Source organism: Paenarthrobacter sp. GQ52, assembly GCF_059759005.1.
In genome coordinates, this window is sequence record NZ_JCAXEJ010000030.1 from 1 (window position 1) to 26,316 (window position 26,316).

24 protein-coding genes are annotated in these 26,316 nt (G+C 59.3%); 4 read left to right on the forward strand and 20 right to left on the reverse strand.

Translation table 11 applies throughout. The annotated features are described in order from the left end of the window. From AC6CH8_RS22250 to fdxA, 3 genes are all read right to left on the reverse strand, one after another. Positions 1-1,280, reverse strand: a 1,280-nt coding sequence (locus AC6CH8_RS22250) for a citrate synthase (protein ID WP_498192392.1), incomplete at its 3' end; no start/stop codon positions are given. Between the two features lie 232 nt (positions 1,281-1,512). Then, positions 1,513-2,661 (reverse strand): succinyldiaminopimelate transaminase, encoded by a 1,149-nt coding sequence (dapC, locus tag AC6CH8_RS22255; RefSeq protein ID WP_498192393.1) that lies wholly within the window; start codon positions 2,659-2,661, stop codon positions 1,513-1,515. Positions 2,662-2,673: 12 nt separating this feature from the next. Beyond that, complete coding sequence (gene fdxA, locus AC6CH8_RS22260; RefSeq protein ID WP_024817464.1) at positions 2,674-3,000, reverse strand: ferredoxin; 327 nt, start codon at positions 2,998-3,000, stop codon at positions 2,674-2,676. A 135-nt stretch (positions 3,001-3,135) separates the two neighbouring features. Between fdxA and AC6CH8_RS22265 the strand changes: the two genes are divergently transcribed. After that, positions 3,136-3,387, forward strand: coding sequence for a putative acetyltransferase (locus AC6CH8_RS22265; RefSeq protein ID WP_498192394.1), 252 nt, complete (start codon positions 3,136-3,138; stop codon positions 3,385-3,387). Here AC6CH8_RS22265 and AC6CH8_RS22270 read toward each other — a convergent pair. Next, a complete protein-coding gene (locus AC6CH8_RS22270; protein ID WP_498192395.1) occupies positions 3,320-3,751 on the reverse strand; it encodes a hypothetical protein in 432 nt (143 codons plus the stop codon). The genes AC6CH8_RS22265 and AC6CH8_RS22270 overlap by 68 nt on opposite strands. 34 nt (positions 3,752-3,785) lie before the next feature. Further along, a complete protein-coding gene (gene typA / locus AC6CH8_RS22275; RefSeq protein WP_089595701.1) occupies positions 3,786-5,702 on the reverse strand; it encodes a translational GTPase TypA in 1,917 nt (638 codons plus the stop codon). A 160-nt stretch (positions 5,703-5,862) separates the two neighbouring features. Between typA and AC6CH8_RS22280 the strand changes: the two genes are divergently transcribed. Beyond that, on the forward strand, positions 5,863-6,858 hold the full coding sequence (locus tag AC6CH8_RS22280; RefSeq protein ID WP_498192396.1) for an SGNH/GDSL hydrolase family protein: 996 nt from the start codon (positions 5,863-5,865) through the stop codon (positions 6,856-6,858). A 154-nt stretch (positions 6,859-7,012) separates the two neighbouring features. On the opposite strand, the gene AC6CH8_RS22285 is transcribed toward AC6CH8_RS22280, so the two are convergent. The 9 genes from AC6CH8_RS22285 to AC6CH8_RS22325 form a co-directional block, all read right to left on the reverse strand. After that, positions 7,013-8,722, reverse strand: a complete 1,710-nt coding sequence (locus AC6CH8_RS22285) for a dipeptide ABC transporter ATP-binding protein (RefSeq protein WP_091468778.1) — start codon at positions 8,720-8,722, stop codon at positions 7,013-7,015. A gap of 10 nt (positions 8,723-8,732) precedes the next feature. After that, positions 8,733-9,677, reverse strand: a complete 945-nt coding sequence (locus tag AC6CH8_RS22290) for an ABC transporter permease (RefSeq protein ID WP_091468781.1) — start codon at positions 9,675-9,677, stop codon at positions 8,733-8,735. Then, a complete protein-coding gene (locus AC6CH8_RS22295; RefSeq protein ID WP_017200386.1) occupies positions 9,667-10,596 on the reverse strand; it encodes an ABC transporter permease in 930 nt (309 codons plus the stop codon). Before AC6CH8_RS22295 ends, AC6CH8_RS22290 begins: the two co-directional genes overlap by 11 nt. A gap of 124 nt (positions 10,597-10,720) precedes the next feature. Further along, positions 10,721-12,403, reverse strand: coding sequence for a peptide ABC transporter substrate-binding protein (locus AC6CH8_RS22300; protein ID WP_498192397.1), 1,683 nt, complete (start codon positions 12,401-12,403; stop codon positions 10,721-10,723). 769 nt (positions 12,404-13,172) lie between these two features. Next, complete coding sequence (locus AC6CH8_RS22305) at positions 13,173-15,704, reverse strand: hypothetical protein (protein ID WP_498192398.1); 2,532 nt, start codon at positions 15,702-15,704, stop codon at positions 13,173-13,175. A 197-nt stretch (positions 15,705-15,901) separates the two neighbouring features. Further along, positions 15,902-16,261: a helix-turn-helix domain-containing protein gene (locus tag AC6CH8_RS22310; RefSeq protein WP_498192418.1), complete on the reverse strand. Its 360-nt coding sequence runs from the start codon at positions 16,259-16,261 to the stop codon at positions 15,902-15,904. A gap of 243 nt (positions 16,262-16,504) precedes the next feature. Beyond that, the gene (locus AC6CH8_RS22315; protein WP_498192399.1) at positions 16,505-16,696 is read right to left on the reverse strand and encodes a hypothetical protein; all 192 of its coding nucleotides are present in this window, start codon (positions 16,694-16,696) and stop codon (positions 16,505-16,507) included. A gap of 39 nt (positions 16,697-16,735) precedes the next feature. Then, the gene (locus AC6CH8_RS22320) at positions 16,736-19,555 is read right to left on the reverse strand and encodes a phage tail tape measure protein (protein ID WP_498192419.1); all 2,820 of its coding nucleotides are present in this window, start codon (positions 19,553-19,555) and stop codon (positions 16,736-16,738) included. A gap of 555 nt (positions 19,556-20,110) precedes the next feature. After that, entirely contained in the window at positions 20,111-20,476 is a 366-nt protein-coding gene (locus AC6CH8_RS22325; protein ID WP_498192400.1) for a phage terminase small subunit, read from the reverse strand. A gap of 485 nt (positions 20,477-20,961) precedes the next feature. On the opposite strand from AC6CH8_RS22325, the gene AC6CH8_RS22330 reads away from it, so the two are divergent. Further along, entirely contained in the window at positions 20,962-21,540 is a 579-nt protein-coding gene (locus AC6CH8_RS22330) for a hypothetical protein (protein WP_498192401.1), read from the forward strand. Between the two features lie 324 nt (positions 21,541-21,864). Here AC6CH8_RS22330 and AC6CH8_RS22335 read toward each other — a convergent pair whose 3' ends face one another. After that, positions 21,865-23,817 carry a right-handed parallel beta-helix repeat-containing protein gene (locus tag AC6CH8_RS22335; RefSeq protein ID WP_498192402.1) on the reverse strand — a complete coding sequence of 651 codons (1,953 nt, stop codon included), beginning with the start codon at positions 23,815-23,817 and terminating at the stop codon, positions 21,865-21,867. 111 nt (positions 23,818-23,928) lie between these two features. Between AC6CH8_RS22335 and AC6CH8_RS22340 the strand changes: the two genes are divergently transcribed. Further along, the gene (locus tag AC6CH8_RS22340) at positions 23,929-24,741 is read left to right on the forward strand and encodes a toll/interleukin-1 receptor domain-containing protein (protein ID WP_498192403.1); all 813 of its coding nucleotides are present in this window, start codon (positions 23,929-23,931) and stop codon (positions 24,739-24,741) included. Between the two features lie 16 nt (positions 24,742-24,757). Here AC6CH8_RS22340 and AC6CH8_RS22345 read toward each other — a convergent pair whose 3' ends face one another. Genes AC6CH8_RS22345 through AC6CH8_RS22365 form a run of 5 tightly spaced genes read right to left on the reverse strand, consistent with a single transcriptional unit; the run spans position 24,758 to position 26,312 of the window. Beyond that, positions 24,758-25,381: a hypothetical protein gene (locus AC6CH8_RS22345; protein ID WP_498192404.1), complete on the reverse strand. Its 624-nt coding sequence runs from the start codon at positions 25,379-25,381 to the stop codon at positions 24,758-24,760. A 10-nt stretch (positions 25,382-25,391) separates the two neighbouring features. Beyond that, positions 25,392-25,811 carry a helix-turn-helix domain-containing protein gene (locus AC6CH8_RS22350; protein ID WP_498192405.1) on the reverse strand — a complete coding sequence of 140 codons (420 nt, stop codon included), beginning with the start codon at positions 25,809-25,811 and terminating at the stop codon, positions 25,392-25,394. Further along, complete coding sequence (locus tag AC6CH8_RS22355) at positions 25,808-25,966, reverse strand: hypothetical protein (RefSeq protein ID WP_498192406.1); 159 nt, start codon at positions 25,964-25,966, stop codon at positions 25,808-25,810. Before AC6CH8_RS22355 ends, AC6CH8_RS22350 begins: the two co-directional genes overlap by 4 nt. Next, the gene (locus AC6CH8_RS22360; RefSeq protein WP_498192407.1) at positions 25,963-26,160 is read right to left on the reverse strand and encodes a hypothetical protein; all 198 of its coding nucleotides are present in this window, start codon (positions 26,158-26,160) and stop codon (positions 25,963-25,965) included. Before AC6CH8_RS22360 ends, AC6CH8_RS22355 begins: the two co-directional genes overlap by 4 nt. Further along, positions 26,157-26,312 carry a hypothetical protein gene (locus tag AC6CH8_RS22365; RefSeq protein WP_498192408.1) on the reverse strand — a complete coding sequence of 52 codons (156 nt, stop codon included), beginning with the start codon at positions 26,310-26,312 and terminating at the stop codon, positions 26,157-26,159. Before AC6CH8_RS22365 ends, AC6CH8_RS22360 begins: the two co-directional genes overlap by 4 nt. Between the last annotated feature and the right edge of the window lie 4 nt (positions 26,313-26,316).

Here is a 26,316-nt window from a genome sequence, read left to right on the forward strand (position 1 = left end):
TTGGCCGGGTAGTTGCGCTCCGGCTCCCCTGTGTAGAGCTGCCGCGGACGGCCGATCTTGGTCTGGGGATCGTTGATCATTTCGCGCCACTGGGCAATCCAGCCCGGGAGGCGTCCAATGGCGAACAATACAGTGAACATCTTCTCCGGGAAGCCCATGGCCTTGTAGATGAGGCCGGTGTAGAAGTCGACGTTCGGGTACAGCTTGCGCTGGATGAAGTAGTCGTCAGCCAGTGCTTTCTCTTCGAGGCGCATGGCAATGTCCAGCAGTTCGTCATTGCCGCCGAGCTTGCCCAGAACTTCGTGTGCCGTTGCCTTGATGATCTTGGCGCGGGGATCGTAGTTCTTGTAGACGCGGTGTCCGAAGCCCATGAGGCGGACGCCGTCTTCCTTGTTCTTGACCTTCTCCATGTAGTCCTCGGGCTTGATGCCGTCGGCCTGGATCTGGCGCAGCATCTTCAGCACGGCCTCGTTGGCGCCACCGTGAGCGGGGCCGAAGAGGGCATTGATGCCGGCGGACACCGACGCGAAGAGGTTCGCATTGGACGAGCCCACCAGTCGCACGGTGGACGTGGAACAGTTCTGCTCGTGATCCGCATGCAGGATGAGCAGGAGGTCCAGGGCCTTCACAACCACAGGATCCATTTCGTACTGCTCGGCGGGCAGGCCGAAGCTAAGGCGCAGGAAGTTCTCCACCAGGTTCTGGGAGTTATCCGGGTAGAGCATCGGCTGGCCGATGGACTTCTTGTGCGCGTAAGCAGCGATGACCGGCAGCTTTGCCATCAGGCGGATGGTGGAAACTTCCACGTGTTCCGCGTTGAAGGGATCCAGCGAGTCCTGGTAGAAGGTGGACAGCGCAGAAACAGCCGAGGAAAGCACCGGCATGGGGTGGGCGTCACGCGGGAACCCGCCGAAGAAGCCCTTAAGCTCTTCGTGCAGGAGCGTGTGACGGCGGATCTTCTGATCAAACTCTTCCAACTCTGTGGGAGAAGGGAGGTTGCCGTAGATCAGCAGGTAGGAAACTTCGAGGAAGCTCGAGTGCTGCGCGAGCTGCTCAATGGGGTAACCGCGGTAACGCAGTACGCCTGCGTCGCCGTCGATGTAGGTGATGGCCGAGGTGGTGGCCGCTGTGTTCATGAAGCCGGGGTCATAGGCGACGGCGCCCGTCTGCTTCAGCAGCTTGGAAACGTCATAACCTTCGTTTCCTTCTACAACCTTGATGCGCGGCAGTTCGAGTTCGCCGCCGGCATGGCGCAGTGTCGCGCTGGTGGTCTCAGTCATGGAGTCCCCTTCATGAGGCCTCAGGGCCTCTATCGAACGCTTGTCCAACAACCTTCTGGTGTCGCCGCCTTCGGCCCTACTGTTGCAGGGCTCCAACGGCCGAAGTGCTTTCTTAGAGAAGGCCACCATTGATAGTCAGTTAAAAAGCTACCGCCAGTAACCCTACGGAACTAATCCGTATCGTCCGGTTACTGGCGGAATAACGCTATTAGTGGTGCAAGTCACAGCATTGTTATGAGGCCGTGCCAAGCCGCTCTACGGCGGCATCAATTCGTTCGTCGGTGCCGGTGAGCGCCACGCGGATGAAGCCATTGCCGGCATCGCCATAGAAAACGCCCGGGCCAACCACGATGCCGAGTTCCGCGAAGCGCGCCACCGTATCCCACGTGGCTTCGCCGGCCGTGGACCACAGGTACAGGCCGGCCTTGGATTCGTGGATCTTCAGTCCGAAGTTCTCCAGCGCCGGCACGATCCTTTCGCGGCGTCCGCGGTACAGGTCCTTCTGGGCCAGGACATGGCCGGCATCGCCCAAAGCGACGCGCATGGCTTCCTGCACAGGGTAGGGAACGATCATGCCCGCATGTTTGCGGCTGTTGACCAGATTGGCCATGATCGCCGAATCTCCGGCCACGAACGCGGCACGGTACCCGGCAAGGTTGGACTGCTTGCTGAGCGAGTAGACGCACAGCAAGCCATCGGTGGAACCTCCGGTAACCCGGGGATCCAAGATGCTGGGGACAGCTTCGCCGCCACGCTGGGCATCCCATTCGCCCCAGCCCAGCTCCGCGTAGCACTCGTCGGAGGCCACTACTGCTCCGAGCTCACGGGCCTGGCCGACGATCCGTTGCAGCGACTCGATGTCACGGACGCTTCCTGTGGGATTGCCCGGCGAGTTGATCCAGATCAACCGAACCCTCGCGCGGGTGGCGGGATCGAGGTCATCCAGATCGTCAGCGGCAACTGCCGTGGCACCTGCCAATGAGGCGCCGATGTCGTAGGTTGGGTACGCAACGGTGGGACGCACAACGACGTCGCCTGCGCTCAAGCCCAGCAGGAACGGCAACCACGCCACGAGCTCCTTTGAACCCACGGTAGGCATGACGTCCTTGGGGTCCAGCCCCGGGACACCGCGACGGCTGGCGAACCAGTGGACAACCGCCTCCCGCAAGGCCTCCGTACCGTGAACCGTGGGATAGCCGTGGGCATCGGCAGCGTTGGCCAGAGCCTCGCGGATCAACCCGGGGGTGGGATCCACCGGAGTTCCGATGGAGAGATTCACTGCGCCACCGGGGTGCGTGGAAGCCGTGGCGACATACGGCGCCATGGCCTCCCAAGGGTAGTCAGGCAGGTTCAGGCCGAAAGCCGGCGCCGCTGAAATCACCGAAACTACCGCCTAGTGGTCTTGGTTCTGCGGGGGCAGCGCGGAAATGAACGGGTGATCCTTACCTGTGTTGCCGATCTTGGCTGCTCCACCTGGGGAACCGAGGTCGTCGAAGAATTCAACATTGGCCTTGTAGTAGTCGGCCCATTCCTCCGGGGTGTCATCCTCGTAGTAGATGGCCTCAACCGGGCACACGGGTTCGCAGGCTCCACAGTCGACACATTCATCGGGGTGGATGTAGAGGGAACGCTCACCTTCGTAAATGCAGTCGACAGGGCATTCTTCAATACATGCCTTGTCCTTGACATCTACACACGGCTGCGCGATTACGTACGTCACGTCCCAGACCTCTCCACGGTTTGTCCCGGCGATGGCCGGGGTAATACGGCCGGCATCATGCCGGGCACTCAACTTCCGAGCCTATTATCCAACAGTGCGCTGACGCCAACCTAGCCCGCGTCTTAGTATGAAACGGTGACTCCCCTGAACTTGCCGCCCCGACAATTCCTCCTCGCCGCAGAACCAGGCATCCGGGTGGTGGTCAGGTACAGGATCGAGGACGGGTTGACGGACGCCTTGGGCTATCTGGTGGGAACTACGGAAGGTTCCTGCACCATCAGGACCCGTACGGCCGACGTCGAGATTCCGTTGGCAATGGTTATCGCGGCGAAAGAGGTTCCACCGCTACCGCCGCGTCGGCAGTCCGTCCGCGCCGCAGCGGACTGACAACCAGCAGTTTAACAGCCATAAGCATGATTAACGTCACTACGCCGATGCCGAAGACCCACACGTTGCCCACGAGGTCGCCGAGTATCAACTGCTTGGCGGAGCCGGCTGAAGACAGGACGCCGACGACGGCATAGCTCACCACGCCTGCCACCGCCGTCGGTATCACCGAGCGGGACCATGCAGCGAGCCACAACTGCACGGACGCCAGCAGCAGCAAGGCTGCGACCACGCCCCAAGGGAGTTCGACGCCGGACCAGAGTACGGTCTGCCGGTGCAATGCGGTGCCCGCCAGGGCAACGAAAAGAGCCGCCAGCACGGCCGTGGCAATTCCACGGACCGAACCGGCGGCTCCTCTCTTCATTCAGCTGTTCCGAACTGGTTCAGGCCAGTTAGGACTAGGACTTGGCGCGGGCGCGGTTGGCCTTGGCGCGCTCGTTGGAGTCCAGGATGACCTTACGGATACGGATGGCATCCGGGGTTACCTCGACGCACTCGTCTTCGCGGGCGAATTCGAGGGACTCTTCGAGGGTGAGATCGCGCGGCGGCGTCAGGTTTTCGAAGGTGTCGGAGGAAGCGGCACGCATGTTGGTGAGCTTCTTTTCCTTGGTGATGTTGACGTCCATGTCATCAGCGCGGGAGTTCTCGCCAACAATCATGCCTTCGTAAACCTCGGAGGTGGGCTTCACGAAGAAGGAACCGCGCTCCTGCAGGTTGATCATGGCGAACGGCGTAACAACACCGGCGCGGTCGGCAATCATCGAACCGTTGGTACGGTATTCGATCGGTCCTGCCCACGGCTCGTAACCTTCCGAGATGGAGGCAGCGATACCGGCGCCACGGGTGTCCGTCAGGAACCGGGTACGGAAACCAATCAGGCCACGCGCAGGGACGATGAACTCCATGCGGCACCAGCCGGTGCCGTGGTTGGCCATGTTGGTCATGCGGCCCTTGCGGGCAGCCATGAGCTGCGTGACGGCGCCGAGGTATTCCTCGGGCACATCGATGGTCATGTGTTCCATCGGCTCGTGCAGCTTGCCGTCGATGGTCTTGGTGACAACCTGCGGCTTGCCCACGGTCAGCTCGAAGCCTTCGCGGCGCATCTGCTCAACGAGGATGGCCAGCGCGAGCTCGCCACGACCCTGGACTTCCCAAGCGTCAGGACGCTCGGTGGGGAGCACCTTGATGGAGACGTTACCGATCAGTTCCTTGTCCAGGCGATCCTTCACCTGGCGGGCCGTGACCTTGGCACCCTTGACCTTGCCGGCCAGCGGCGAGGTGTTGATACCGATGGTCATGGAGATCGCGGGATCGTCCACGGTGATCAACGGCAACGGCTGCGGGTTCTCGGCGTCCGTGAGGGTTTCACCGATGGTGATTTCCTCGATGCCGGCAACAGCAACGATTTCACCCGGGCCAGCGGACTCGGCAGGAACACGGGTCAGGGCCTTTGTAGCAAGCAGCTCGGTGATCTTGACGTTCTTGAGCTCGCCGTTAGCACGCGCCCAGGCAACGGTCTGGCCCTTGCGGAGCGTGCCGTTGTAGATGCGAAGCAGTGCGAGGCGGCCAAGGAACGGGGATGCGTCCAGGTTGGTCACGTGTGCCTGCAGCACGCCGTCCGGGTTGTACGTCGGAGCGGGGATGTGCTCGATGATGGTCTTGAAGAGAGGCTCAAGGTCCTCGTTCTCCGGAGCAGAGCCGTTGGCCGGCTGATCCAGGGACGCGCGGCCAACCTTGGCAGCAGCGTAGACGACGGGAACTTCGAGAACCTTGTCCAGGTCCAGGTCCGGAACTTCGTCGGCGAGGTCCGAAGCGAGGCCCAGGAGCAGGTCCATGGACTCGTGAACAACTTCGTCGATGCGGGCGTCGGGACGGTCGGTCTTGTTGACCAGGAGGATGACCGGAAGGTGCGCGGCAAGGGCCTTGCGGAGCACGAAGCGGGTCTGGGGCAGGGGGCCCTCGGAGGAGTCGACCAGCAGGACGACGCCGTCAACCATGGAGAGACCGCGCTCTACCTCGCCACCGAAGTCGGCGTGGCCGGGGGTGTCGATGACGTTGATGGTGATGGTCTCGCCGTTGGACGACGGGCCGTTGTAGGCAACCGTGGTGTTCTTCGCGAGGATGGTGATGCCCTTTTCGCGCTCCAGGTCACCGGAGTCCATGACACGGTCCTCAACCTCACCATGGGAAGCGAAGGAGTTGGTCTGCTTGAGCATGGCGTCGACCAAGGTGGTCTTACCGTGGTCAACGTGTGCGACGATCGCGACGTTGCGCAGATCGCTCCGCGACGCAGTGTTGGTGATGGTTTCAGACATGCGTTAATGACTCGATTCAGTGGTGAAGTCAGCTGTTTGTATCCGCGCGCATACCTGATCGACTTGATCGGAACACACAGCGAAAAGACCCCGGGACACAGGGCACCTGCATCCAGTCTAAACGCAGTTGCATTTCTGAGCCTAAAAAGCAAGCTATTCAGTGCTCGGATGTGGCCCTGCTCACACTGTTGTGTTGTTACGTAAACGCAAGTCCAGATGCTGGATTTTCCCCGCGCTGTGCACCATGATGGGCTGCAGAACCAGTGCCACGTGGAGAACAACGATGCGACAAGCTCCGGCCGTGTTCCGTATGCTCGCACCATTGATCGCCATTGGCGTTCTAACGGTAGGCTGCGGACCAAGCCCAGCACCAATGACCGCCCCCTCTGGATCGACCGCGCCCGGGCCTGCGCAGACAGCCGCCGCAGACAAACCGCTCAGGATTGCACCTGCCCCCAGTTCACTCAACCTGCCCGTGGGATCCCTGTATAAGAACCCCGCGAACAACCGCAGCGAACTGGTTCTCGCCGACGTGCGGCACACCGCGGTTCTTATTGGCGATTCCCAGTCCATGCCGAACGATTCCTGGCCGCAGCAGGGCATCGCAGCCATGGGCTACAAATTGCACGTAGTCGGTATGGGCGGCACCGGGTACGTGGCCACCAACGGAAAGACCGGCAACTACATGGACGCGTTGCAGCGCGGCGACTGGGTATTGCCCTTCGGGGATCCACCGCTGATCGTGGTCCAGGGGGGCGGCAACGATGCCACCCAACGCGCCACCGACGCCCAGATCACCAGCAACGCCGAGCGGCTTCTCGCAGCCCTGAAGAAACGCTACCCGGGCACCACCCTGGCCATGATTGGAACCCTTGCCAGGGGCGTGAGTAACGGAGGCGGACGCCGCACTGAAATCGATGCCCTTCTAGGCCGTATTGCCGCCAAGCACGGCATACCTTTCGTCAGCGCGGGCGACTGGCTCACCCGCTATAACGCAATCGGGGATCTCCAGGACGGCGTGCACTTGAAGCCGGCCGGGCATGCAAAGTTAGGCGCCGCACTGGCTCGCGAATTCACTTCACTTGGCCTCACGGCCCGCCCGGACAGCTCCGCCTCAGCACCTGCACCTGCACCTGAATCTGCACCTGCGCAGTAGAGCGTGCGTTGTGAGGCCCGCTCTGCACGCTTCGCGAGCTTTATGACGTGCACAGCAGGCCTCACAACACGAAGTTAACGGCAAGAGCCGGTGGTTCCCTTCTCGGGGAACCACCGGCTCTTCTGCTAAACAGCCGTCAAACGCTCGACGCCGGTCAGGCCACCGCGGGTGGCAACAACAGCGAACCGCCCGGAATGGCATCCAGGAGTGCTTGCGTGTAGGCCTCGCGCGGGTTGTCGAAGACGTCATCCGTGCTGCCCGTCTCCACGAGCTTGCCCTTTTCCATGACGCAGACATGATCCGCGATCTGACGCACCACCGCGAGGTCGTGCGTGATGAACAGGTACGTGAGGCCAAGGTTGTCCTGAAGGTCAGCCAGCAGGTTCAGCACCTGAGCTTGGACAAGGACGTCCAAAGCCGAGACCGCCTCATCGCAGATGATGACTTCCGGATCCAAGGCCAGGGCACGTGCAATGGCAATGCGCTGCCGCTGGCCACCGGAGAGCTCGTTGGGGTATCGCTGCATCATGGACTGTGGCAGGGCCACTTGGTCCAGAAGCTCCCGGACCTTCTTCTCACGGCTAGCTGCGTTGCCGATCTTGTGTACGCGCAGCGGCTCTTCAATGGTCCTGAAGATGTTGTACATCGGATCCAAGGAACCGTAGGGGTCCTGGAAGATGGGCTGCACGCGGCGACGGAATTTGAAGAGTTCCTTACCCTTCAGCCCCGCAGTATCCACGCCGTCAAAGATGATCTGGCCCTCAGTCGGCTTTTCCAGCTGGAGAACCATTTTGGCCACAGTGGACTTGCCCGATCCGGACTCCCCCACGATAGCCGTGGTGGTCCCGCGCTTTACGGAGAAGCTGACATCGTCAACAGCAGCGAAATCGGAGGTCTGACCCAGCCCCTGACGCAGTTTGTAGATTTTACGCAGGTTCTTGATCTGGAGGATCTCGTCCTGGACGCGGCTTTGCGCTGCTGCCACAGGTGCCAACAGGTCACCGGCATCCACGCCCTGCTCCTTAGCCACTTGAATGCGGCGTGATGCCAGGGACGGCGCCGACTCCACCAAGCGGCGGGTATACGGGTGCTGCGGATTGCGGAGGAGCTCCAAAGAGGGACCCGCCTCAACAACATTGCCTTGGTACATGACAATGACTTTGTCAGCCCGTTCGGCAGCCAAGCCGAGGTCGTGCGTGATGAGCAGCACGGAAGTGCCAAGCTCAGTGGTCATCTTGTCCAAGTGGTCCAGGATCCTGCGCTGCACAGTCACGTCCAGCGCCGACGTGGGTTCGTCGGCGATCAGGAGCTTGGGCTGGCAGCTCAGGCCGATGGCGATCAGGGCGCGTTGACGCATGCCGCCGGAGAACTCGTGCGGATACTGCTTGGCACGCCGGGCAGCGTCCGGGAGGCCGGCTTCAGCAAGCACCCTGGCCACGTCGTCCGGGCCATCCGGCCGCCCGTTGGCTTTGAGCGTTTCACGAACCTGGTAGCCGATCTTCCATACAGGGTTCAGGTTGGACATGGGGTCCTGGGGAACCATGCCGATATGGCTGCCACGGAGCTCGATCATGCGCTTCTCCGAAGCGTGGGCGATGTCTTCGCCGTCGAGCAGTATCTGCCCGGCGGAGACGCGTCCGTTGTTGGGCAACAAGCCGATGGCGGCTAGCGCCGTCGTCGACTTTCCTGAACCCGACTCCCCCACAATGGCGACCGTTTCGCCCGGCATGATGGACAAGTGGGCGTTCTTTACCGCCTTGACCTCCCCGGAACCGGTCTTGAACGTGATGGCCAGATCCTTGATTTCCAAGATGGGCCGTACCGGTGCTGTGGCTTCATCAATTCTGATGTTGGCAGAAGTCATGTTCGCCTCCTTAGCGCTGACGGCTCTTGGGATCAAGAGCATCGCGGACGGCGTCGCCAAGCATGATGAAGCTCAGGACGGTGATGGACAGGGCGGCTGCCGGGTAAAGCAGGATTCCCGGGTTGGTACGAATGGATGCATTGGCCGCGGAGATGTCGTTACCCCACGACATGACGCTGCCAGGCAACCCGACACCCAGGAAGGACAGGGTGGCCTCCAGGACGATGAAGACGCCCAATTCCAGGGTGGCAAGGACGATGACGGGTGCCAGGGCGTTCGGCAGCGCATGCTTGACCAAGGCGCCAAACTTGGAAACACCCAGTGATCGGGCGGCCGTCACAAAGTCCGCGTTGCGCACTTCGATAACCGCGCCTCTGGTGATGCGTGCCATTTGCGGCCACGCAAGCAGGGATATTGTCAGGACCACGGTCCAGACGCTCCGGTTCTCACGGAACAACGGGAGCTGCGTGATAACAAGGGCACCGAGGATAATCGGCAACGCGAAGAAGATGTCGCCCAGTCGGGCCAGGACGGAATCCAACCAGCCACCGTAATAGCCGGCAAGCGCACCGAGGGTGACACCAATGATGACGACGGCAAGCACGGACAGGACACCGACGGAAAGTGAAGCCTGCGTACCGTGGATTACGCGGGAATAGACATCGCAACCCTGCAGGGTGAATCCCAGCGGGTGGCCGGCTGTGGGCGAGCCCTCGGAGTTGGCCAACTGGCAGTCGTTGTTGGGTTCGACGCTGGTGAACAGCCCCGGGAACACGGCAACAATAACCAGGAGCAGAATCAGCAGCGAGGAGACGATGAACAGGGGGCGGCGGCGAAGCTTGCGCCAGGCATCAGCCCAGAGGCTTAGGGGCGCCTGATCAGTTTTGACAGCGTCAGTGGCCAGAAGCGGTGTCTCCTCGACGGGAGCCACAAAGTGTTCATTATTACTGGTCATAGCGGATCCTCGGGTCAAGCCAGGCGTACAGGAGGTCAACCAAGAGGTTGGTGATAACGAAAACCAGGACCAGGACGCTCACAATGGCGACGATGGTAGGTCCCTCGCTGCGTGCGATTGCCTGGAAGAGTTTGTTACCCACTCCGGGGACGTTGAAGATGCCCTCGGTAACAATGGCACCACCCATGAGGCCACCAAGGTTGGCGCCTAGGTAGGTCACCACCGGGATCAACGAGTTCCTGAGGATGTGGGCCACCACGACGCGGGGCCGGGACAGTCCCTTTGCCGTAGCAGTGCGTACGTAGTCCGCGTTCATGTTCTCACTGACAGAGGCTCGAGTCAGGCGGAGGACATAGGCGAAGGACACTAGTCCCAGCACGACTGCCGGGAGGATCAGGTTGCCCCAATCGGCGTTGGCGCCCACTGTAGGTTTGGCCCAGCCGAGCTGGACACCGAACACGAGCTGGAAGACGAAGCCCAGAACGAAGGTGGGAACTGCGATCACCAGGAGGGAAACGACCAGAACCGTGGAGTCGAAAAGCTTGCCCTTCTTCAGACCGGCGAAGACACCGAAGGCAATACCGAAGACGGCCTGAATGATGAGGGCTTCAATGGCAAGCATTGCTGTGACAGGGAAAGCCCTCGCCAGGGAGTCCGCAATGGGTTGCTGGGTGAAGTCAACGCCTAGGTTAAAGGTGAAAAGGTTCTTGATGAAGAGCCCGTACTGGACCCAGAAGGGCTGGTCCAGGTTGTACTGGGCCCGTAGGGCGTCGATGACGCTCTGCGGGGGCTGGCGATCTCCGAAGAGGGCTGCAATCGGGTCGCCAGGTAGTGCGAAGACCATGTAGTAAACGAGGAGCGTTGTCCCCAGGAATACCGGGATGACCTGCAGGAGCCTACGGAAAATAAAGCGAACCACGGGTCACCCCTCTCCGGTGGTCGGGCATTGGTGTGTCATGTGTGCCTTCCTGCCAAGCAAGCAAGGGGGGCCCGGCGCTTTGGCCGGACCCCCGCTGCCCTAAGGCAAGTTCAGATCCTGAGGACTACTTGGCCTCGATGTCGAAGTAACGAATGCCGCCGTTCCAGCCGGTTTCAGCTGAGACAACGTTGTTGCTCCAAACGATCGGGGTTGCCCGGTACCACAAGGGCAGACCGGGGAGGTCCTTGAACAGGATCTCCTGTGCCTCGTTGAACTTCTTGTTGGCATCTTCCGGAGTCTTGGCTGCAAGGCCTTCCTTGAGGAGCTTGTCGAAGTCGGGGTTCGAGTACTTCTCGTAGTTGGACGATGCGTTGGTTGCCCAAACAGGTCCGAGGAAGTTGTAGAGCGACGGGTAGTCACCCTGCCAGCCGGCGCGGGTCAGGCCCGGGAGGGACTGCGACTTACGCAGGTCCAGAACTTCAGCGAACTTCGCGAACGGCTGGATTTCAGCCTGGATGCCGAGGTTGTTCTTGAAACCGTTGGCAACGGCGTCGATCCATTCCTTGTTGCCGCCATCGGTGTTGGAGGCGATGAGGAGGGGCTTGGAACCGTCGTAAGGCTTGATCTTCTCGGCCTGCTCCCAAAGATCCTTGGCCTTGGCGGCGTCGAACTTCAGGACATCGCTGCCGGGGATGGCGTCGTTGTAGCCGTCGAGCACGGGAGCCGTGAACTCGGTGGCCGGGGTACGCGTGCCGTTGAAGATGACCTTGGTGATCTCTTCTCGGTTGATGGCGTGGGACAGAGCCTGGCGACGCAGCAGACCGGCTTCACCCTGGAAGTTCGGGTTGTAGCCCGGGATGTTCAACGTTGCGTTGTTGGCGTTCGGGCGCGTGGAGTTACGGTCCGGGAAGTCCGTGGTGTAAGTCTTCAAAGCGTTCGAGGGAACAACGTCAGTGATGTCGAGGTTGTCGGCCTGGAGATCCGTGTATGCGGGGCCCGGATCCGTGTAGAACTTGAAGGTCACGCCGCCGTTCTTGGCAGCACGCGGGCCGGTGTAGTCAGCGTTCTTGACCAGGGAGATGGACTGGTCGTGTACCCAGGCACCTTCCTTCTCGAACTTGTACGGGCCGTTGCCGATCGGGTTCTCGCCGAACTTCTTCGGGTCCTTCAGAGCCTCGGAAGGCAGCGGGTAGAAGGCGGAGTATCCAAGGCGCAGTGACCAGTCAGCTTCGGGCTGAGCGAGCTTGACCGTGATGGTCTGGTCGTCAGTCGCGGCCAGGCCGGACATGGTCTGGGCCGTAGGAGCAGGCGTCGAGGTCTTCTTGCCGTCGGCGCTGGTGGTCTCCGTGACGGCGCTGACGTCGGCGTAGCCTTCGATGGACTCGAAGAAGAAGCCGTTGTTCTGGAGGTTGGTGCTCAGTGCGGCGAAGTTCCAGGAATCAACGAACGTCTTGGCCGTAATGGCCTCACCGTTGGTGAACTTGGCGCCGGACTTGACCTTGATGGTCCAGTTCTGTGAATCGGTGGTTTCGATCGACTCCGCCAGCGCGTTGACGGGCTTACCGTCCGAGTCGTAGGCACGAAGGCCTTCAAACAGCAGCTCGACGACGCGGCCACCGTACACCTCATTGGTGTTGGCGGGGAGCAGCGGGTTCTGCGGTTCGTTGCTGTATGCGGAAATGACCTTGTTCGGGTCAGTTGCGGCTGAGCTGTTCGTATTGCTGCCGCCACCGCCGCCGCAACCGGTCACTGCGAGGGCGATGATCGCCGCTACGCCTAGAGCTTTGGAAGTGCGCGAGAAACGCATTCCGCCTCCTATGAGTCGTGGAGTTGAGCAGGGGAAATTCGTGATTTCCCCCAGGCACAGGCACAGTTTCCTACTGTGACGTTGCCTACATGTGTGTGTAAGCCTACCCACATTGTGTCCAGATGTTGGGACATGCTGGCCAAACTGTAACCGTTCCGCAACCTCCACATGCCTAAACTGGCGCGGATTTCAAGTCAAACCCTACTCGGTGGTAATATTCGCTGTCTGACAGCAGGACAGGACCTCTCTTCTCCGGGAACAGCCCGGTTCACCTCACCCTCACCGGCTGGATCACGACGGCATCCAACGCCATCTCTTGGCACCTTCAGGGGCCTCCTGGTGGCTTACGAACCAGTGCCGGCGAGATCCCGCTCTAGGACTTCCGCGCGGAACCCTGGCGCATCATGAAGTTGCCGTCTAGAAGGTGTCCGGAGTCTTCGGCTGGAACAGTGTTCGACGGCGGCCACCGCGTCAGCGCCGCACTCGAGGATGAGTAGGGTCGGGACTTGGAAAACTGATTAAGCCAGCAGAAGCCGAGGCGCTTGCCGCCCGGTGCGGCGTGTTGCTCTAAGAGGGGCAGTTCCCGCCTCCCGGCGGCGAATCGTCAGCTGTTCCGTGGCCGCTTTTCAGATGCGCCGTCCATAAAACCCCCAAGATCTTCATAAAGCTGAGGCCCTTACCGGGTCGCCGGGAAGGGCCTCAACTTTATGGATTCTGATGTCAGCGAAACTTCGGTAGTGTCAGAGACCCCGCCATAGCGCCACGGGTCCTAGTAGCTGTTGAAAGACAGCTTCACTTTGCCATCCTCCACGCTGATATTGGCGCTCAGGGACACTGAGGTGGTGTCCGTTGTAGTTTTCCAATCAGAAGTCCCGAATCCATATGAGTTGTCCTTCTCATAGGTGACGGTCGCTTTACCGGGAGTCTCCGTGCGGACACGCCAAGGGGAAGTGCCGTAACCCTTGCTCACAACGAACGTGGGCTTGGTGGTGAGTGCCCAGCGGAAGTTCTTTGTATAGCGCGACGAACTGTAGCTGTTCAACGGGCAGTTGGCCGGCCTGGCCTCGGTGGACTTCACACATTCAGCTAGGTAGGCGTCGATTTGGGCCATCGCCTCCGACTTCAAGGTCTCGGAAGCTTCCACCTCAAGGCTGGCCGCGGGGGAAGTTGAAACAGTTCCGATGTTCACCATCGCCGTCAGCTTCGGGGCCGTCAGGTATTTCTCCGAGGACGGCAACTCCACCGTGTACTCGCCGGGCAAGGCAGGGTAGGTCACGGAGCGATTGTCGGCAAGGTTAACGTCAACTGGCTGTCCGTTGATCAGGACCGTCTTCACCGGGGTGTCCGAGGAGATACGCAGGTTCCGGGGAGGCGCAGACTCCATGACCCAGTGGTCATCCAAAAACTCCGGGTTGGACTTACGCAAACTATAGGTCGTTTGCTGTTTCCGGCCGTCCTGATACATATCGGCAACCACGTTGGCTTTGTCGTTGGAGATATTCGTCGACACGATGTCGAACCTGTCGATGCGCTTGGCCGCCTTGGAATAGACCTCGTCAGAGAGAAGAACCCGCTGATCATTGGCAACGCCGGGATCGGCGATGGCCATCGCTTTGGACGCCTCGCCATTCTGCAGCGCCTGGAGGTAGCTGGCAACGGCCTTGTCGGGTCCATTGTTTCCCTTGATCACATCGACAGCGATAAACCCACCGACAACCAGTACGACGACGAGACCGGCTGCCCCCAAAATCAGGCCAAGCTTGCGCTTTGCCTGGGCAGTCATGGGCTCTCTCGGTGACAGTGCCGGGTAGGCTCCAGCGGCAGCCGTCCCGTTTGGATCGTCAACGGCCGCAGTGGCAACCTGTTCCGCGACGACTGGCTGGGCAGGAGCGATCTTGTACGCCAAGGGCAAAGGCACGTACCTGCTCAACTGGGGCGCCAGATAGCGTGCTGAAACTTCCGTTGCGCCGCCCCACAGCAGCAGGAAGAACGGCGTCCACCACGCCAGCGTCATGCTGACGGCGCCCGAAGCCAACGACCCGGCGTCGAAAGTCCCCGTCACGCCGCTGAGCCACGTCATCAGCGTCCCGACAACGAGGAAGGCTGCAGGGAGCATTACCCAGTCGGCGATCTTGTTGCTCACCACCGGCCCCCGGCGGAGGTACCAGAAGACGGAAGCCACCACGACGGAAATTAGCGCCAGGAGAAGCATCAACCACCCTGCCCAACCCGGGACACCGAACTGGGTGAGCGCGTTTCCAAATCCAAAGCTGATGTCTGAACCTGAAGAATTGGACGATGAAGACATGCTTGAACCGGAATTCCAGGTGCGGCTGACGGCACTCAGGTGGCCCAGGCCGAACATGAAAAAGCCTGCCGTTGGCGCCCACAAGGGCGATGAGAGTGAGGCCTGCCATCCGGACTTTATGCCGATGGCAATCACCAGGACGGGAATCGCAATGGCAAGGAATACACCATAGTGAACCGCCACAGTTTCAAAGGCCCGGCCAATTGCAGCACGCAGCCCGCTGCGGACGGAGAAACGTGGCGTACCTGACACGCGCCCCAAATATGCGGCGAGAGTTCCGAGGATCAATGCAAACGCCACAGAGCCAAAAGTCACTGCCCCGATCGGGCTGATCTTCACATTGGGAATCGGCAGGCTTACAGCAAAGATCGCCCCGATGATGTTGACCAAGAGAGTGAAAACGAGGCCTGCTGTCGCTGCCTCGATCCAGAATCCGGCTGTGGATTGGGCCGCGGACCGCTTGGCGGCAAACCGTGCGGCAAAAAACAGGACCGCAACCGAGATGGCAGTCAGCAACAGTGGAACAGCAAAGAATGACGCCGAACCGTGCACGCTACCGACGAACGGAATGGTTGCGTCGATGCTTGAGCCAAGCGCGCCAAGCTGGCTCATGACCACCAACTGAACAGCGAATTGGCCTAGCAGGGACCACGGAGACGGCATTGTGCTGTCGCCGGACACCATTGAATTGGACGGTATCTCGGTGTTGCCGCCGTTGCTGACGGCTACACCTATCAAAGCCAGAATCAGAAAGAGAAGTGCCGTGATGAGAACGGCCATATAGGAAACGGCCCCCACTAGGGCCCCGGGAATCAGCGATTTGAAGTCAAAGGAACTGAAAAGAGTGGACACCTGTGTACTTTTTGCCCCGGCTTCGTTGTGGCCGGCGTTCTCCGTGCCAGCGGCCGGTGGGCTGTCCGGCGCAGCATTGTGCGGGCCGGTATTTTGCGGCGGCCCGCCGGGCGTGGCAGGTGGTTGATGTGGTTCGGTCATAACAATTTCCCCCTTATTGTTCTTTCCTGCTCATGGTGTCATATCCCGATACATCCCACGCGGTTGTCGTATCGCGTGGAATGCCTCGGCATTCACACTACGAAAAATGCCGCCCTCCGTTCTGCAGGTGCGGCATTCTTCCATCAAACAAAAATCTAGACGTTGAAGCGGAATGTACCTTATATACCTGCGTGGTGTCATGAGTTGTTGGGATCGTTGATTTCTAGGGGTTCTTGCGGTTGGCTGTTCCTGCGTGAAGTCGCCCCCTTGTGGACCTGCTGCGGACTCTTTGCGGACTGAGCCTTGGCCCGTGCACGATCTGCCTTGGTGCCTACATTCGGCCTGCTTCGGTGCATCTTAGGGGTCACCTCTGGCTTGCGGTACAACCTTTGGATTGCCTCGAAGTCCTCCGGGGTAAACCGCAGCTCAGACCCGATCTGCAAATGGGGCCAGTTGTCTTGCTTGCGTCTGCGGTAGACCGTTGACCGCGACAGCTTCAAGATCGCCGCCAGATCATCGAGAGTATAGAACTCTGGTTGTTCGCTTCCTAGTGTCATCTGCGGAGCATAGACATTCTGTGACACTCCGCAGCAACCTTGCGCGTAAGAAGCACTGCATTCAGTGACACATATACCTGAACCCACCCCAAGATACTTGATTAGACAGCAGAAAGGCCCGTAGCCACCACAGCTACGGGCCTTTCGAAAAGCTTCATCAATTACCAAGTTGATCTGGTATTAGATTAACAGAAATGCAGATCAGCGCAAGTCCTCCGTCGGACTATCTGCAAAAATGTGCAGTTAGTCATCACTCTTGGCTGCTGCTTCAAGCTCAGTAACTTTAGCCGCAACAAGATGCAGAGACTCCCAGATCCCCTCGAACTCCGCAAGCAACCGTTCTCCCAGATTCAACTCGTCCTTATCGTTCAGGACGGCTGTTGTTGCCCTAACCCGGTCATCGATGGCTTTGATGTCTTCTTTGAGCGTTCCCATGCTGGCCCCTCCCTAGTTGGAGGGGCCAGCATATCGGGGCTACCTCCCGACGCGCATGAACGGCGCCGCTGAATCGGCGGACTTGATAGCACCATTCGCCACAGCGTCAACTTGAGCGAGCAAGTAAGCACCAGTGAACGGGTTCTGCACGTACACAGGAGGGGCGGCAGCAGGAGCCGCAGCAACCGCGGCAGGACGAGCTGTTACAGCAGGAGCCCCAGCCGGCGCATACTGGTAACCCATTGGAGTCGCACCAGAACGCAACTGCCTGCGGAAGTCATACACCGCAGCCTGCCCGCCCATAGCATCCACGTCACTGTCAGACAGGACGTGCTCACCAGGAGCCAACAAGCGAAGCTCAGAGTCAACGCCCTTTTGACCGCGCCCAATCACCGCACCACCAACAGCCATCGGAGCCGCCTGCGGCCCACCCAAAGTTCCGGCGCCGTTCGTGGACTCGTAGTTCCGCTGGATTCGTTCAATCGTGGTGATCGTGATCGTTGATTGCTTACCATCCAACGCATCAGCCTTAGCGCCAACAGCGTCCAACTGCGAAGACGCGAAATCCTTCAAGTACGCCTCGATGTCAACGTTGTCCGGGATACCCAAGGCCTTCCTAGCGAGGGCCTCAGCAGCATTCCCAGTGACACCGAACTGACCAGCAGCAGCAATCAGATCGTTGTAAGTCGTGACCATCTTCGTGTGGAGCTGATCAGAAGAATAGATCTGGTTCCCGTAAGCGTCAGTAGCCCGCCCCATCGCTTCCACCTCAGCCAGGCCAGCAGCAGCGACACCCAACAGGGCAGCCTCGTTAGCGCGGCCCTTCTCGGTATGAATATCAAGGGTGGTGCCGTTAGCCTGCACAGAAGCAGTGACAGCATCCAACGCAGCATAGTAGTTACGGGCAGCGTCAGCAGTGGAAAGGTTCGACAAGCCTGCCCGAACCAAAGCCGCAGCGTACTTATCCAAAGCCACGACAGTGCCCTCAGCGGTAAGCCCCAGTTCCTCCAAAGCCTTCTTGACCTCATCAGTCACCGGCACGCTCTGACCCATCGAAGTCGTCAGCCGGTCCTGACCCTGTGAGACTATTTCTGCGTCCGCGGCGGCTTGCTTCAAGGCTTCGCTGTACTCAGGGAACTTCTCCTTGAGCTGGTCCACGCTGATGCCCTGATCCTTTGCCTTCAAGGCGATCTGCTCGAAAGCCCTGGCTGCAACGTCTGGGCTCCCGGAAGACACAAACGACGCAAGTTGATCGTCAATGGTCTTGAAAGACTCCTCAAGCTGCTGAGAAGCTCCCTTAACCGCGGGAACCATGCCGTGAATGATCCCCTCACCCCAGTCACTGAAAGACTGCTGCCAGTCCTTCTTGAACATCCGGGTCAACGCCGAATCCAGTCCGGTCACGCCGCTGATGAGCTGTGAACCGTCCTTCTTCTGAAACAGGTGGTCGAGGGCCTGCGAGGTGTCCTGGATGTTTGCCCGCTGCTTCGCCATGTCAATCAGCGCTGAAGTTGTCCGCCCAATGGAGCGCTCAATCTCGCTGTCATCAGCAACGGTCTGCATGGTCGCAAGAACGGTAACGATGGCAGCCAATCCGGCAACCAGACCGGCACCCTTGATAGCTGCGCCGGCTTTACCAGAGGTCTTCTCCAGGTTCTTGAAAGCCTCAACACCTTCTTGGATCTTCGGCAACGCTGACAGGAAAGCGCCGCCCAGCAGAAGCGCACCACCAGTGACAGCGGCGATACCCAGCCCAGCGGAAAGCATCGGCGCGGGGATCTTGCCGATAGCGTCAACCAAATCCTCGGCGCCCTGAACAATGTCCCGAAGAACCTCGTTCACGCCAGACCCAGACTTGAGGAACACCGAATCAATGGAACCGGTCAGCTTCTCAAAATCGCCGGCAAGGTTGTTCTGCTTCAGTGCCGCAGTCTCAGCCGCATACCCCGCATCGTTGACCTTCTCAGTCCACGCCTCGATACCAGACGCGCCCTGCTCATACAGAACATTCGCCGCACGCACAGCATCCGAACCGAAGATAACACCCATCGCCGCGTTACGCGCCTCAGGGGTGAGGTCCTGCATGGAGGTCTTCAAGTTCTCCGAGAACTTCGACAACCCAATGAACTGCCCCTGAGCGTCATAAGCGCTAATGCCCAGTTCGGCCATCTTCTCTTTAGCCTCAACCGACTGTGGAGTGAGGCGCTGCAACATCGTCTTGAACGACGTACCAGCATCAGAACCAGTCAAACCAGCAGAAGCAAAAGCAGCCAAACCACCAGTGGTTTCCTCAATGCTCAAACCGGTCTGGTTAGCGATCAAACCAGTCTGGTTCAACGCCATACCCATGTCCTGAACAGAACCCTGTGCCTTACCAGCACCAGCCGCCAGAAGGTCAGCGATATGCGGCAAGTCCTGGCCGTTCAACTTGAACTGGGTCATAGCCGAAGCTGCTATCTCAGCCGCCTCGCCAACCTCCAACGACCCAGCAGCCGCTAAAGACAACGCACCCTTCAAGCCGCCACCAAGAATGTCAGCAGTCGAAACGCCAGCCTTAGCCATCTCATCAATAGCCTTAGCAGCCTCTGTCGCAGAAAACGACGTATCAGCCCCAGCCTCAATAGCAGCCTGCCGCATCAAATCCATATCAGCAGAAGTCGCATGGGTGCTCGCTTGCACCGCAGACATCTGCTTATCGAACTCCGCATAAGACTTAATCGCCAAAGCAACACCCGCCAAAAGCGTGGTGCCCATGACCATCCCAGCCTTACCAACCCGGTCCAAATCATCCGCGTTACGTTTAGCGAAGTCACCGACGCGGGATGCGAAGTCTTCGGCTGACCTCGCTGCTGTTTTCATTCCGGACACAAAGTCCGTTACCTTCGCCTCTAGGGCGATACTGATAGATCGATCCGCGATGGGGACCACCTCTTCCTGAGCCCCAAGCCGCACACGCAGCCTGTTCTGGGCATGAAAAAACCCGCCATGAGCGGGCTTTCTTGTGTGCCGAAATCAGCCGGCGTTAGTCAATCGGTACTGCTTCAAGGGAAGAATCAGGGTGCGCTGACAGGGCGCCAATCGTTCAACGCCTGATATGTGAAGAACTCAGAGTGACGGGCCAAGATATAGCCGCGCCCGTAACCACGCCATATCCCTAGATCTTTGAGTTTCTGGCCGTTCACGTTCCCCCACTTGTTCACGAACCCTTGCCGACGAGCCCAAGCGTCAATGCACCACTGCCGCAGACCCGGAGGATGCCGGAAATAGGAATCTGGTGGGCAGCCCAGCCGCTCCCGTTCGCACCATTTCTCTACGTCGGCCCTGGAATCCCAGAAGCCCCCTGTTTCGGCGTATTCCAGGAGCACTTTCGGGATCTTGCCAGCAGGGGCCTTGGATCCGCTCCGTTCAAGCCTCCTACGACTCATGTCGGATCACCCAACCCAGGGCCAACATGCCGGCAGGGGTAAGACCGAGCTGCCCGCCAAGGTGGCGCATCTCCTGCGCTTGCCAAGCACTAGCCGAACCCTCATAAATGGCCCGCGCGTGGCACACGTATGCGGCAACGGCAGGTATAAAACTGTCGTCCCACTCGTTCGCTTGCGGTGATTTCCATAGATTTCGCCACAATTTCTTGTCTTCTGGGGACCAATTCCCCGATTTAGGTAGCGGAGGAACGGACAAACTACAGCCTTCTGCTGGCAGTTCGATAAGCCCAGAACGCGCGCCAGGACTGCGATGCCGCGAATTCGGCTTGGATGGGTTAGGTTTCGGGCCAGGCACTCTGGCCTCCTTTCAGTTGGGTCTATCCGCTTGCCAAACACCTTTTCGCCCTCACCGGCGGGCTGGAGTTGCCGCCCCCTTCGGTCGGGGTGGGTGGGGGTGTGTGCCCTCTATTGGTGGGCTGCTTTGCCTGCTGCGCTTCTGTTGCAGCGCGGGTGTTCTGGGCCTCTGACTATGCTTCGGTCATGGTCGTCGTGCCCTAGGTCGAATGGTTCGCCGGGATGTATCGGGGTTAGGCAGCGCCAGCAGTTGACTTCGCCTGTGGCTACCATGCGTACCCACATCTTGCGTTCGGCTTGGAACTCTTTGCCGTACCCGCGTTCGGTCTTGGTGCCTCTTGCTTTGTCTGCTGCACGCTTGTGCATTGTGCAGTAGGTGCCGTCTGCGATAGCGGGACAACCGGGCTTAGCGCATATCTTCTTGGCTCTCGGCAATGCGTCTCCTTCTTTTAGTCGTAGAGGTGGGGTGTTGGTTAGGGTGATGTGGTGAGTGATGATGCTGAGCTGGAACGCCCGAAAAAGCATGCCTGGATCCACAGTGGTTGGGCGTCGGTTCTGGTTCCAGCAGCCTTCGGTTTGGCAGGCGTGCTTGTCGGAGGGGTGGTCACCGCGTACACGGCAAACCTCGGCATCACAGCCCAGCGGGAACTTCAGGCTGCACAGTTTGACCGCGATCAAGACCGTCTCTTGAGGGAGAAGCGTCAGCCGTATTACGACGCCTACAACAAGGCAGTGCAGGTGTACGCAACGCATGTAGCGGCCCGCCATGAGTGCGAGACTCGGCGGTCAGAAACCTGCCGATATTCACGTGATGACATGCAAACGGCTCGCCACAACCTTCAGGGCGCCGTGAATGACATTTTCGTTTTCGGAAGTGCGGAGATGCAGTCCGCGGTGGTTGCGGTCGGTGAGACTATGCCGAGCCCGCTAGTAGGTCTCACAGGCGAGCTTGACGTGAGCCCAGTGGATTTGCCGGGTTTCAACCGCAGTACAGCACTGGCTTTGAAAGTCACTTGCATCGACTTATCACCGGCTCCACAAACCTGTTCCAATTTCTCTCCCTAAATTGTTGTGCCCGTAGCTGCCTTAACACGGCTACGGGCACAACAGCCGTCTGCGCAGATTTGCACAGACCGACTCGTACACTTGTTCTAATGCGAGCAGTCTAGGAGGCACAATGAACGACACCCGAGTCAATGGTTTGCGTAACGGAGACGTTTTTCCTGAGGACCTTATTGTCGGTAAGGCAACCTGCCCCGAACGTGGCCCTAGGCTTACGTTCCAAGCAACATGTGTCTTTACCAAGGGGCATGCTGGTCAGCACGTCGCTATCAACGCTAATGACAAGGTTATTGAAGTTTGGGACTAGGCGACACTTGAGTTCGTCACCTAGTCACTGATGTTCTGCGTGCGGACAACGCTCCCGCCGATGGTTCCGCCAACACCGTCTAGACCGGCCCCATAACCACGTGTCACATTGCCATAGATGATCGTGTCATTTTTGGGTGACAGAACACTGTTAGGCTGCGCTACTGACTTAGGGATGATGTTGCCGGGGCCGATTACGTTACCGCCAGTCGTGACTGTGGACTGGTCGTGTACCCCGTAGCCGGTGGTCAACTGTGCGTTGTCTTCGATTCGGCATCCGGTCACGTGAGCCTTGCTCGCCCGCGCCCCGAGGATGATGCCAGTGGCGCCGTTGTGGTGGACCCAGGCGCCCTTGATTCGGGTCGAATCTGATGCCGTGACTCCGAAGCCTTCTGAATAGGCGAACTCTCCACCAACGATGTCCACGTTGGAAGCCATCGTGTGGATCCGCGCGCCGCCTGCCCCCATTCGCTGAGTTACGCCGTTAATGATCTGGGTCTTCACTGATCGAATCTGAAACCCGCAAGAATCACCCGAGCCCGCGACGCCACCAGTCGCGTGACAATTCTCAAACGTGACGTCATAGCCGTGAGGGTGGGTATCCCAAACGGTGAAGCTTCCGGGGAAAGCCTCGCCAACACCATCCCGCACCCGGATGTTTCGAGGACCACCCCAGTGCACGCCTGTGCGCTCGTCCGACAGCGTAGTGAATACGTGGCGTGTTCCATGACCGCGGAGGTTGTCTACGAGAATGTTGGCGGAGCGTCCCGCAACGCAGACGCCGTAGCCCAGGAAGTTGCTGTAGTTCGGCAACCGTTCTGCCTTTACGTTCTGCACAATCGCGTCAAGGCAGTCGTAGAGAAACAGCCCGCCACCGGCATCGCGGAAGGTGACGTTGCTGACGACGAGGTTGGTGGACTTGGCAATTTGGATGCCTTTCCACTTGTAGGTGAGCGGGTCGGCGGAGGTGATCACAAAATCGCGGAGCTTGAGCCCTTTCACAGGATTCATTTTCCACACCACAGCGGATTGGGACATCGTATAATCCCAGATCGTTGGGGCATCAAAGGTCACTGTAGTTCCGCTGACCGACGCGACGTAACGCAGTTCGGAGGCGTACCCGAGCATGCCCGCTTCGTTGTTCACGTCGAACACCGGCAAGGTGGACTCGAACCCGATGACATCACCTTTTGTGAGGGTGGATGCCACAGCCGAAGGGAACGTTGCCGAGCGGCTTCCGGCGGGCACGTCAACAGCCAGGGCAACCTTCGAACTGTCCGTGCCGAGAGCATGAATGAATGCCAAGTCCGAGGAACCTCCCGTGTGCCTGAACACTGTTGCCTCGCCGAGGCCTCTGACCTCAAGGCCGGCGTTTGATGTGCCCATGTTCAGGAACCAGCGAAGCTGATAATCGAACGTGCCGGCTGGTAGTTGAAGAACTTTGATGCCGTTCGCGATGCAGTAGTCAGATGCTGCGCGGAGGCTTGGGGTGACATTCGTGAGCCCTGTCAGTTCCTCCTTGGTAACAAAAAGCGTGTCACCACGAACAATCCACCAGTTGGCGGGGTTGTAGCTAGCGACAGACGTGAAATTGGTCCGCGCTATAACCACATCCCCAGACGGGTTCAGGACACGGCTTCCAGCCGTATAGGCGGTGGACGGCTTCCACTTCTGCATCGCGTCTGTCTTGTCCAGCTTGGTTTCCTCGATGGACTTGGGCGCATATGTCGCGTCAAGAACAGCCACGGTGGCAGATCCCTGATCCGAGACTAAGCCCTGGACAACCTCGTCCGCGAGAATGATCGGATCCTCAGGGAAGCCCGCTGCTTGCTCTAAGAGCGACAGCCTAGCTTTAGTGCCAGCAAGAAGCTCTTGCGCCTTCTGGGCGTTAGCGGAAATGACATCGTTTCCTTGCCGGAACGGTTCGTTGCCGTCCGGTTTCTGGAAACCGAGAGGGGTGGTCGTGATAGCCACAGAGAGCTCCTTGCTTTGGTTTTCGGTACAAAAAAGCCCGCCATTAGCGGGCTTTTCTGTGTGGTTCGTATTGCGGCGGGAGCCGCGTGTGATTCTGCCTATAATTTCCGAATGGCATCTGAAACTGCACCAACGTCCCGCATCTTCCTCAGCCACGCGACCGAAGATAAGCCTCGTGTGTTGCAGGTGTACGCACAATTACTCGTGAAGTATCCGGAAATCACTTCATGGCTGGACATGTTCGAGATCGTTGCCGGCGATAGTTTGATCGACAAGATCGCTGAGGGTATGGATCGATCAGAAAAGTTCTTCATTTTTCTGTCGCCCACCTCTGTAACCAAACCGTGGGTGCAGGCCGAGCTTAAACGTGCTTTGAGCCAGGAAATAGGTGGCATCAAGCCCGGATACGTGGTCCCCGTTAAGTTCGGCGGTTTGGAGCACGTACCTGCCTTCCTTGAAGACAAGAAGTACATAGACCTGGACAAGTTGACTCTGGATGAATGGCTAGCCGAGATCAAGGCCTCCATCGACGGCGCCGTCTCTCACAAGGATGTATCTGCTGTTCCCAACATTCAGACCGTCCCGCTCGTCAACCCCGCGCCGGGGATGGGCCATGAAGGGCAAATAGCATTTGTAGTGAAATCGTGGGCGGAGGACATTTCTTTTGCCGTCACGACGACCGAGCCGGCTGTCTCGGTGGGCGCATCCTGGGAGGGGCCGGGTTCGTCCAGCTCCACCCACAATTTTTCAGAGCTTCTTTCGGAAACACGGGTTGGTTACGCCATGCCGGGGAGGCGGCTGAGCCCAGGTCAGGTATTTCGGCTGACCGTTCGATTCGCTGAGGGTGTCAACTTCCTCGAAAGCATCAAAGCACCGACTCGCTGGGATGGTAAGGGCCAGACAATGAGTGGCTTACGGTTCTAGGCACCCAGCCCGCATGTCAAGCCTGCTCGGCGATGGCTTCGATCTGTGATTCGAGGTGGACGTTGCCGATTTCGGCGGGCTTTTCGAGGTGGAAGGCTGAATAGTTCTCAAGTGCCCGTCCGATGTTGGTTTCGTTCTCTGGGCTGTCCTGGTTGAGGTACCAGAGTTCTTCGACCATGGCACCGTAGTAAGGATGGGCTTCGATGTAGGTGTTAGCTACGTTCACCCAGCCCGCTTCGAGGGCGCGGTTCACGACGGCTGCGGCAAGGATGTTGTCACCGGAGAGCTGGGCGCGGTCGAAAAGTTGCGCGGCTTTGGCTTCGTCATCTGGCCCGAGGTTGCCTACGCGGTCCTGGGCGTCGCGGTATGAGATGACATCCTGCGGACCGGGGTTTCCTGAGAGGCCGAAAACGGTTTTGCGGATGTGATTGATCCGGTCTGCCCTTCCTGTGGCTTCCTGCGTCTGAAGCTTGGTTACCTCTGCCTTGTTGCGGAGGTAGAGCGCTGCGATCTGTGCCCGTTTGCCCTCAGGGCTGAGGTTGCGGTTCTGCCGGATGTTTTCGATCTGTTGACGGTGGTCGCCCCTGAGCTTTTCGGCTGCGAGGGCTTCGGTGGTTTGTTTGATGTCGTACTTCGCCATGGTGGTTCTCCTATGCCGCTTTGGCGGCTTTGAAATGTTCGATGTCTTCGGTGGTGATGCGCCAGCGTCCGTCCAGGTTGGTGGCGTGCAGGCGTTTCTCTTGGATGGCTAGTCGTACAGCCCTGTCGGTGATGCCAAGCCGTTCGGCGGCGTCTGTGGTGCTGTACCACTTTGATTCTCGCGTGGCTTCCGGTTCGGGCGCTTGGCTGCTTCCGGTGGCGGCAGTACGCCATGTGAGGGCCGCGAGTCGGAGAGCGTTCAGGACGCTATCCACTTCCGGATCCGTCCCGCGGGCATTGATTCGGATCTGGTTGAGGCCGGCGTTCCGCTCAAGCCACGCAGCGATTCGGGCCGGCACAATGACTACTGGCGCGCTGATGCCGTGGACGTAGGCGGCGGGTGGGCGAACCTCACCTCGTGGTCGGTTCAATGGCGCCCCTCAACGTAGGTCCGCAGTTCAGCCTCAACCTGGTCGTACTCCTGCTGCAAGAGAGTGAGCTTCTTATGGGCTCGCAGGATGATGGTCTGCCGCGTCTCGGCCATCTTCTTCCAGTACTCAAGGGAGCCGTAGGGGTGGTGGGTCACGCGTCTGCCTCCAATTCTCTTACTCGCTGCTTGAGGTCGCGGATTTGTTGGAGCAGCGCAACTGTGTGGGCGATCCAATGCCCTGCCTCCACGTCCGTGCTGGTGCCGGCAGGTGGCTGGTTGGCTTTGAGGTAGGCCAGTATCTCCGGGTCAAGGTGTTCAGCCACCCGCGGATCATCAAAGAATCCGCTCATGCTGCGACCTCTGCGCGCGCTTCGTACTGGGTGGCTTTGCGCTGGTAGAAGGCTGCGCGTCGTGCTTCGTGCTCTGCTTTTTCCTTCCAGGCTGCGGCTTGCGCAGCCCAATCCCACTGGTTTAGTTGACGTTCGCTGTATTCGTAGGCCATTGAG

Excerpts from the sequence above, each read along its gene's own strand:
- AC6CH8_RS22320 (WP_498192419.1), bottom strand. The coding sequence starts at position 19,555 with ATGAAAACAGCAGCGAGGTCAGCCGAAGACTTCGCATCCCGCGTCGGT.
- AC6CH8_RS22310 (WP_498192418.1), bottom strand. The coding sequence starts at position 16,261 with ATGACACTAGGAAGCGAACAACCAGAGTTCTATACTCTCGATGATCTG.
- AC6CH8_RS22270 (WP_498192395.1), bottom strand. The coding sequence starts at position 3,751 with ATGAAGAGAGGAGCCGCCGGTTCGGTCCGTGGAATTGCCACGGCCGTG.
- AC6CH8_RS22360 (WP_498192407.1), bottom strand. The coding sequence starts at position 26,160 with ATGAGCGGATTCTTTGATGATCCGCGGGTGGCTGAACACCTTGACCCG.
- AC6CH8_RS22300 (WP_498192397.1), bottom strand. The coding sequence starts at position 12,403 with ATGCGTTTCTCGCGCACTTCCAAAGCTCTAGGCGTAGCGGCGATCATC.
- typA (WP_089595701.1), bottom strand. The coding sequence starts at position 5,702 with ATGTCTGAAACCATCACCAACACTGCGTCGCGGAGCGATCTGCGCAAC.
- AC6CH8_RS22365 (WP_498192408.1), bottom strand. The coding sequence starts at position 26,312 with ATGGCCTACGAATACAGCGAACGTCAACTAAACCAGTGGGATTGGGCT.
- AC6CH8_RS22305 (WP_498192398.1), bottom strand. The coding sequence starts at position 15,704 with ATGACCGAACCACATCAACCACCTGCCACGCCCGGCGGGCCGCCGCAA.
- AC6CH8_RS22315 (WP_498192399.1), bottom strand. The coding sequence starts at position 16,696 with ATGGGAACGCTCAAAGAAGACATCAAAGCCATCGATGACCGGGTTAGG.
- AC6CH8_RS22285 (WP_091468778.1), bottom strand. The coding sequence starts at position 8,722 with ATGACTTCTGCCAACATCAGAATTGATGAAGCCACAGCACCGGTACGG.
- AC6CH8_RS22290 (WP_091468781.1), bottom strand. The coding sequence starts at position 9,677 with ATGACCAGTAATAATGAACACTTTGTGGCTCCCGTCGAGGAGACACCG.
- AC6CH8_RS22345 (WP_498192404.1), bottom strand. The coding sequence starts at position 25,381 with ATGGCGAAGTACGACATCAAACAAACCACCGAAGCCCTCGCAGCCGAA.
- AC6CH8_RS22340 (WP_498192403.1), top strand. The coding sequence starts at position 23,929 with ATGGCATCTGAAACTGCACCAACGTCCCGCATCTTCCTCAGCCACGCG.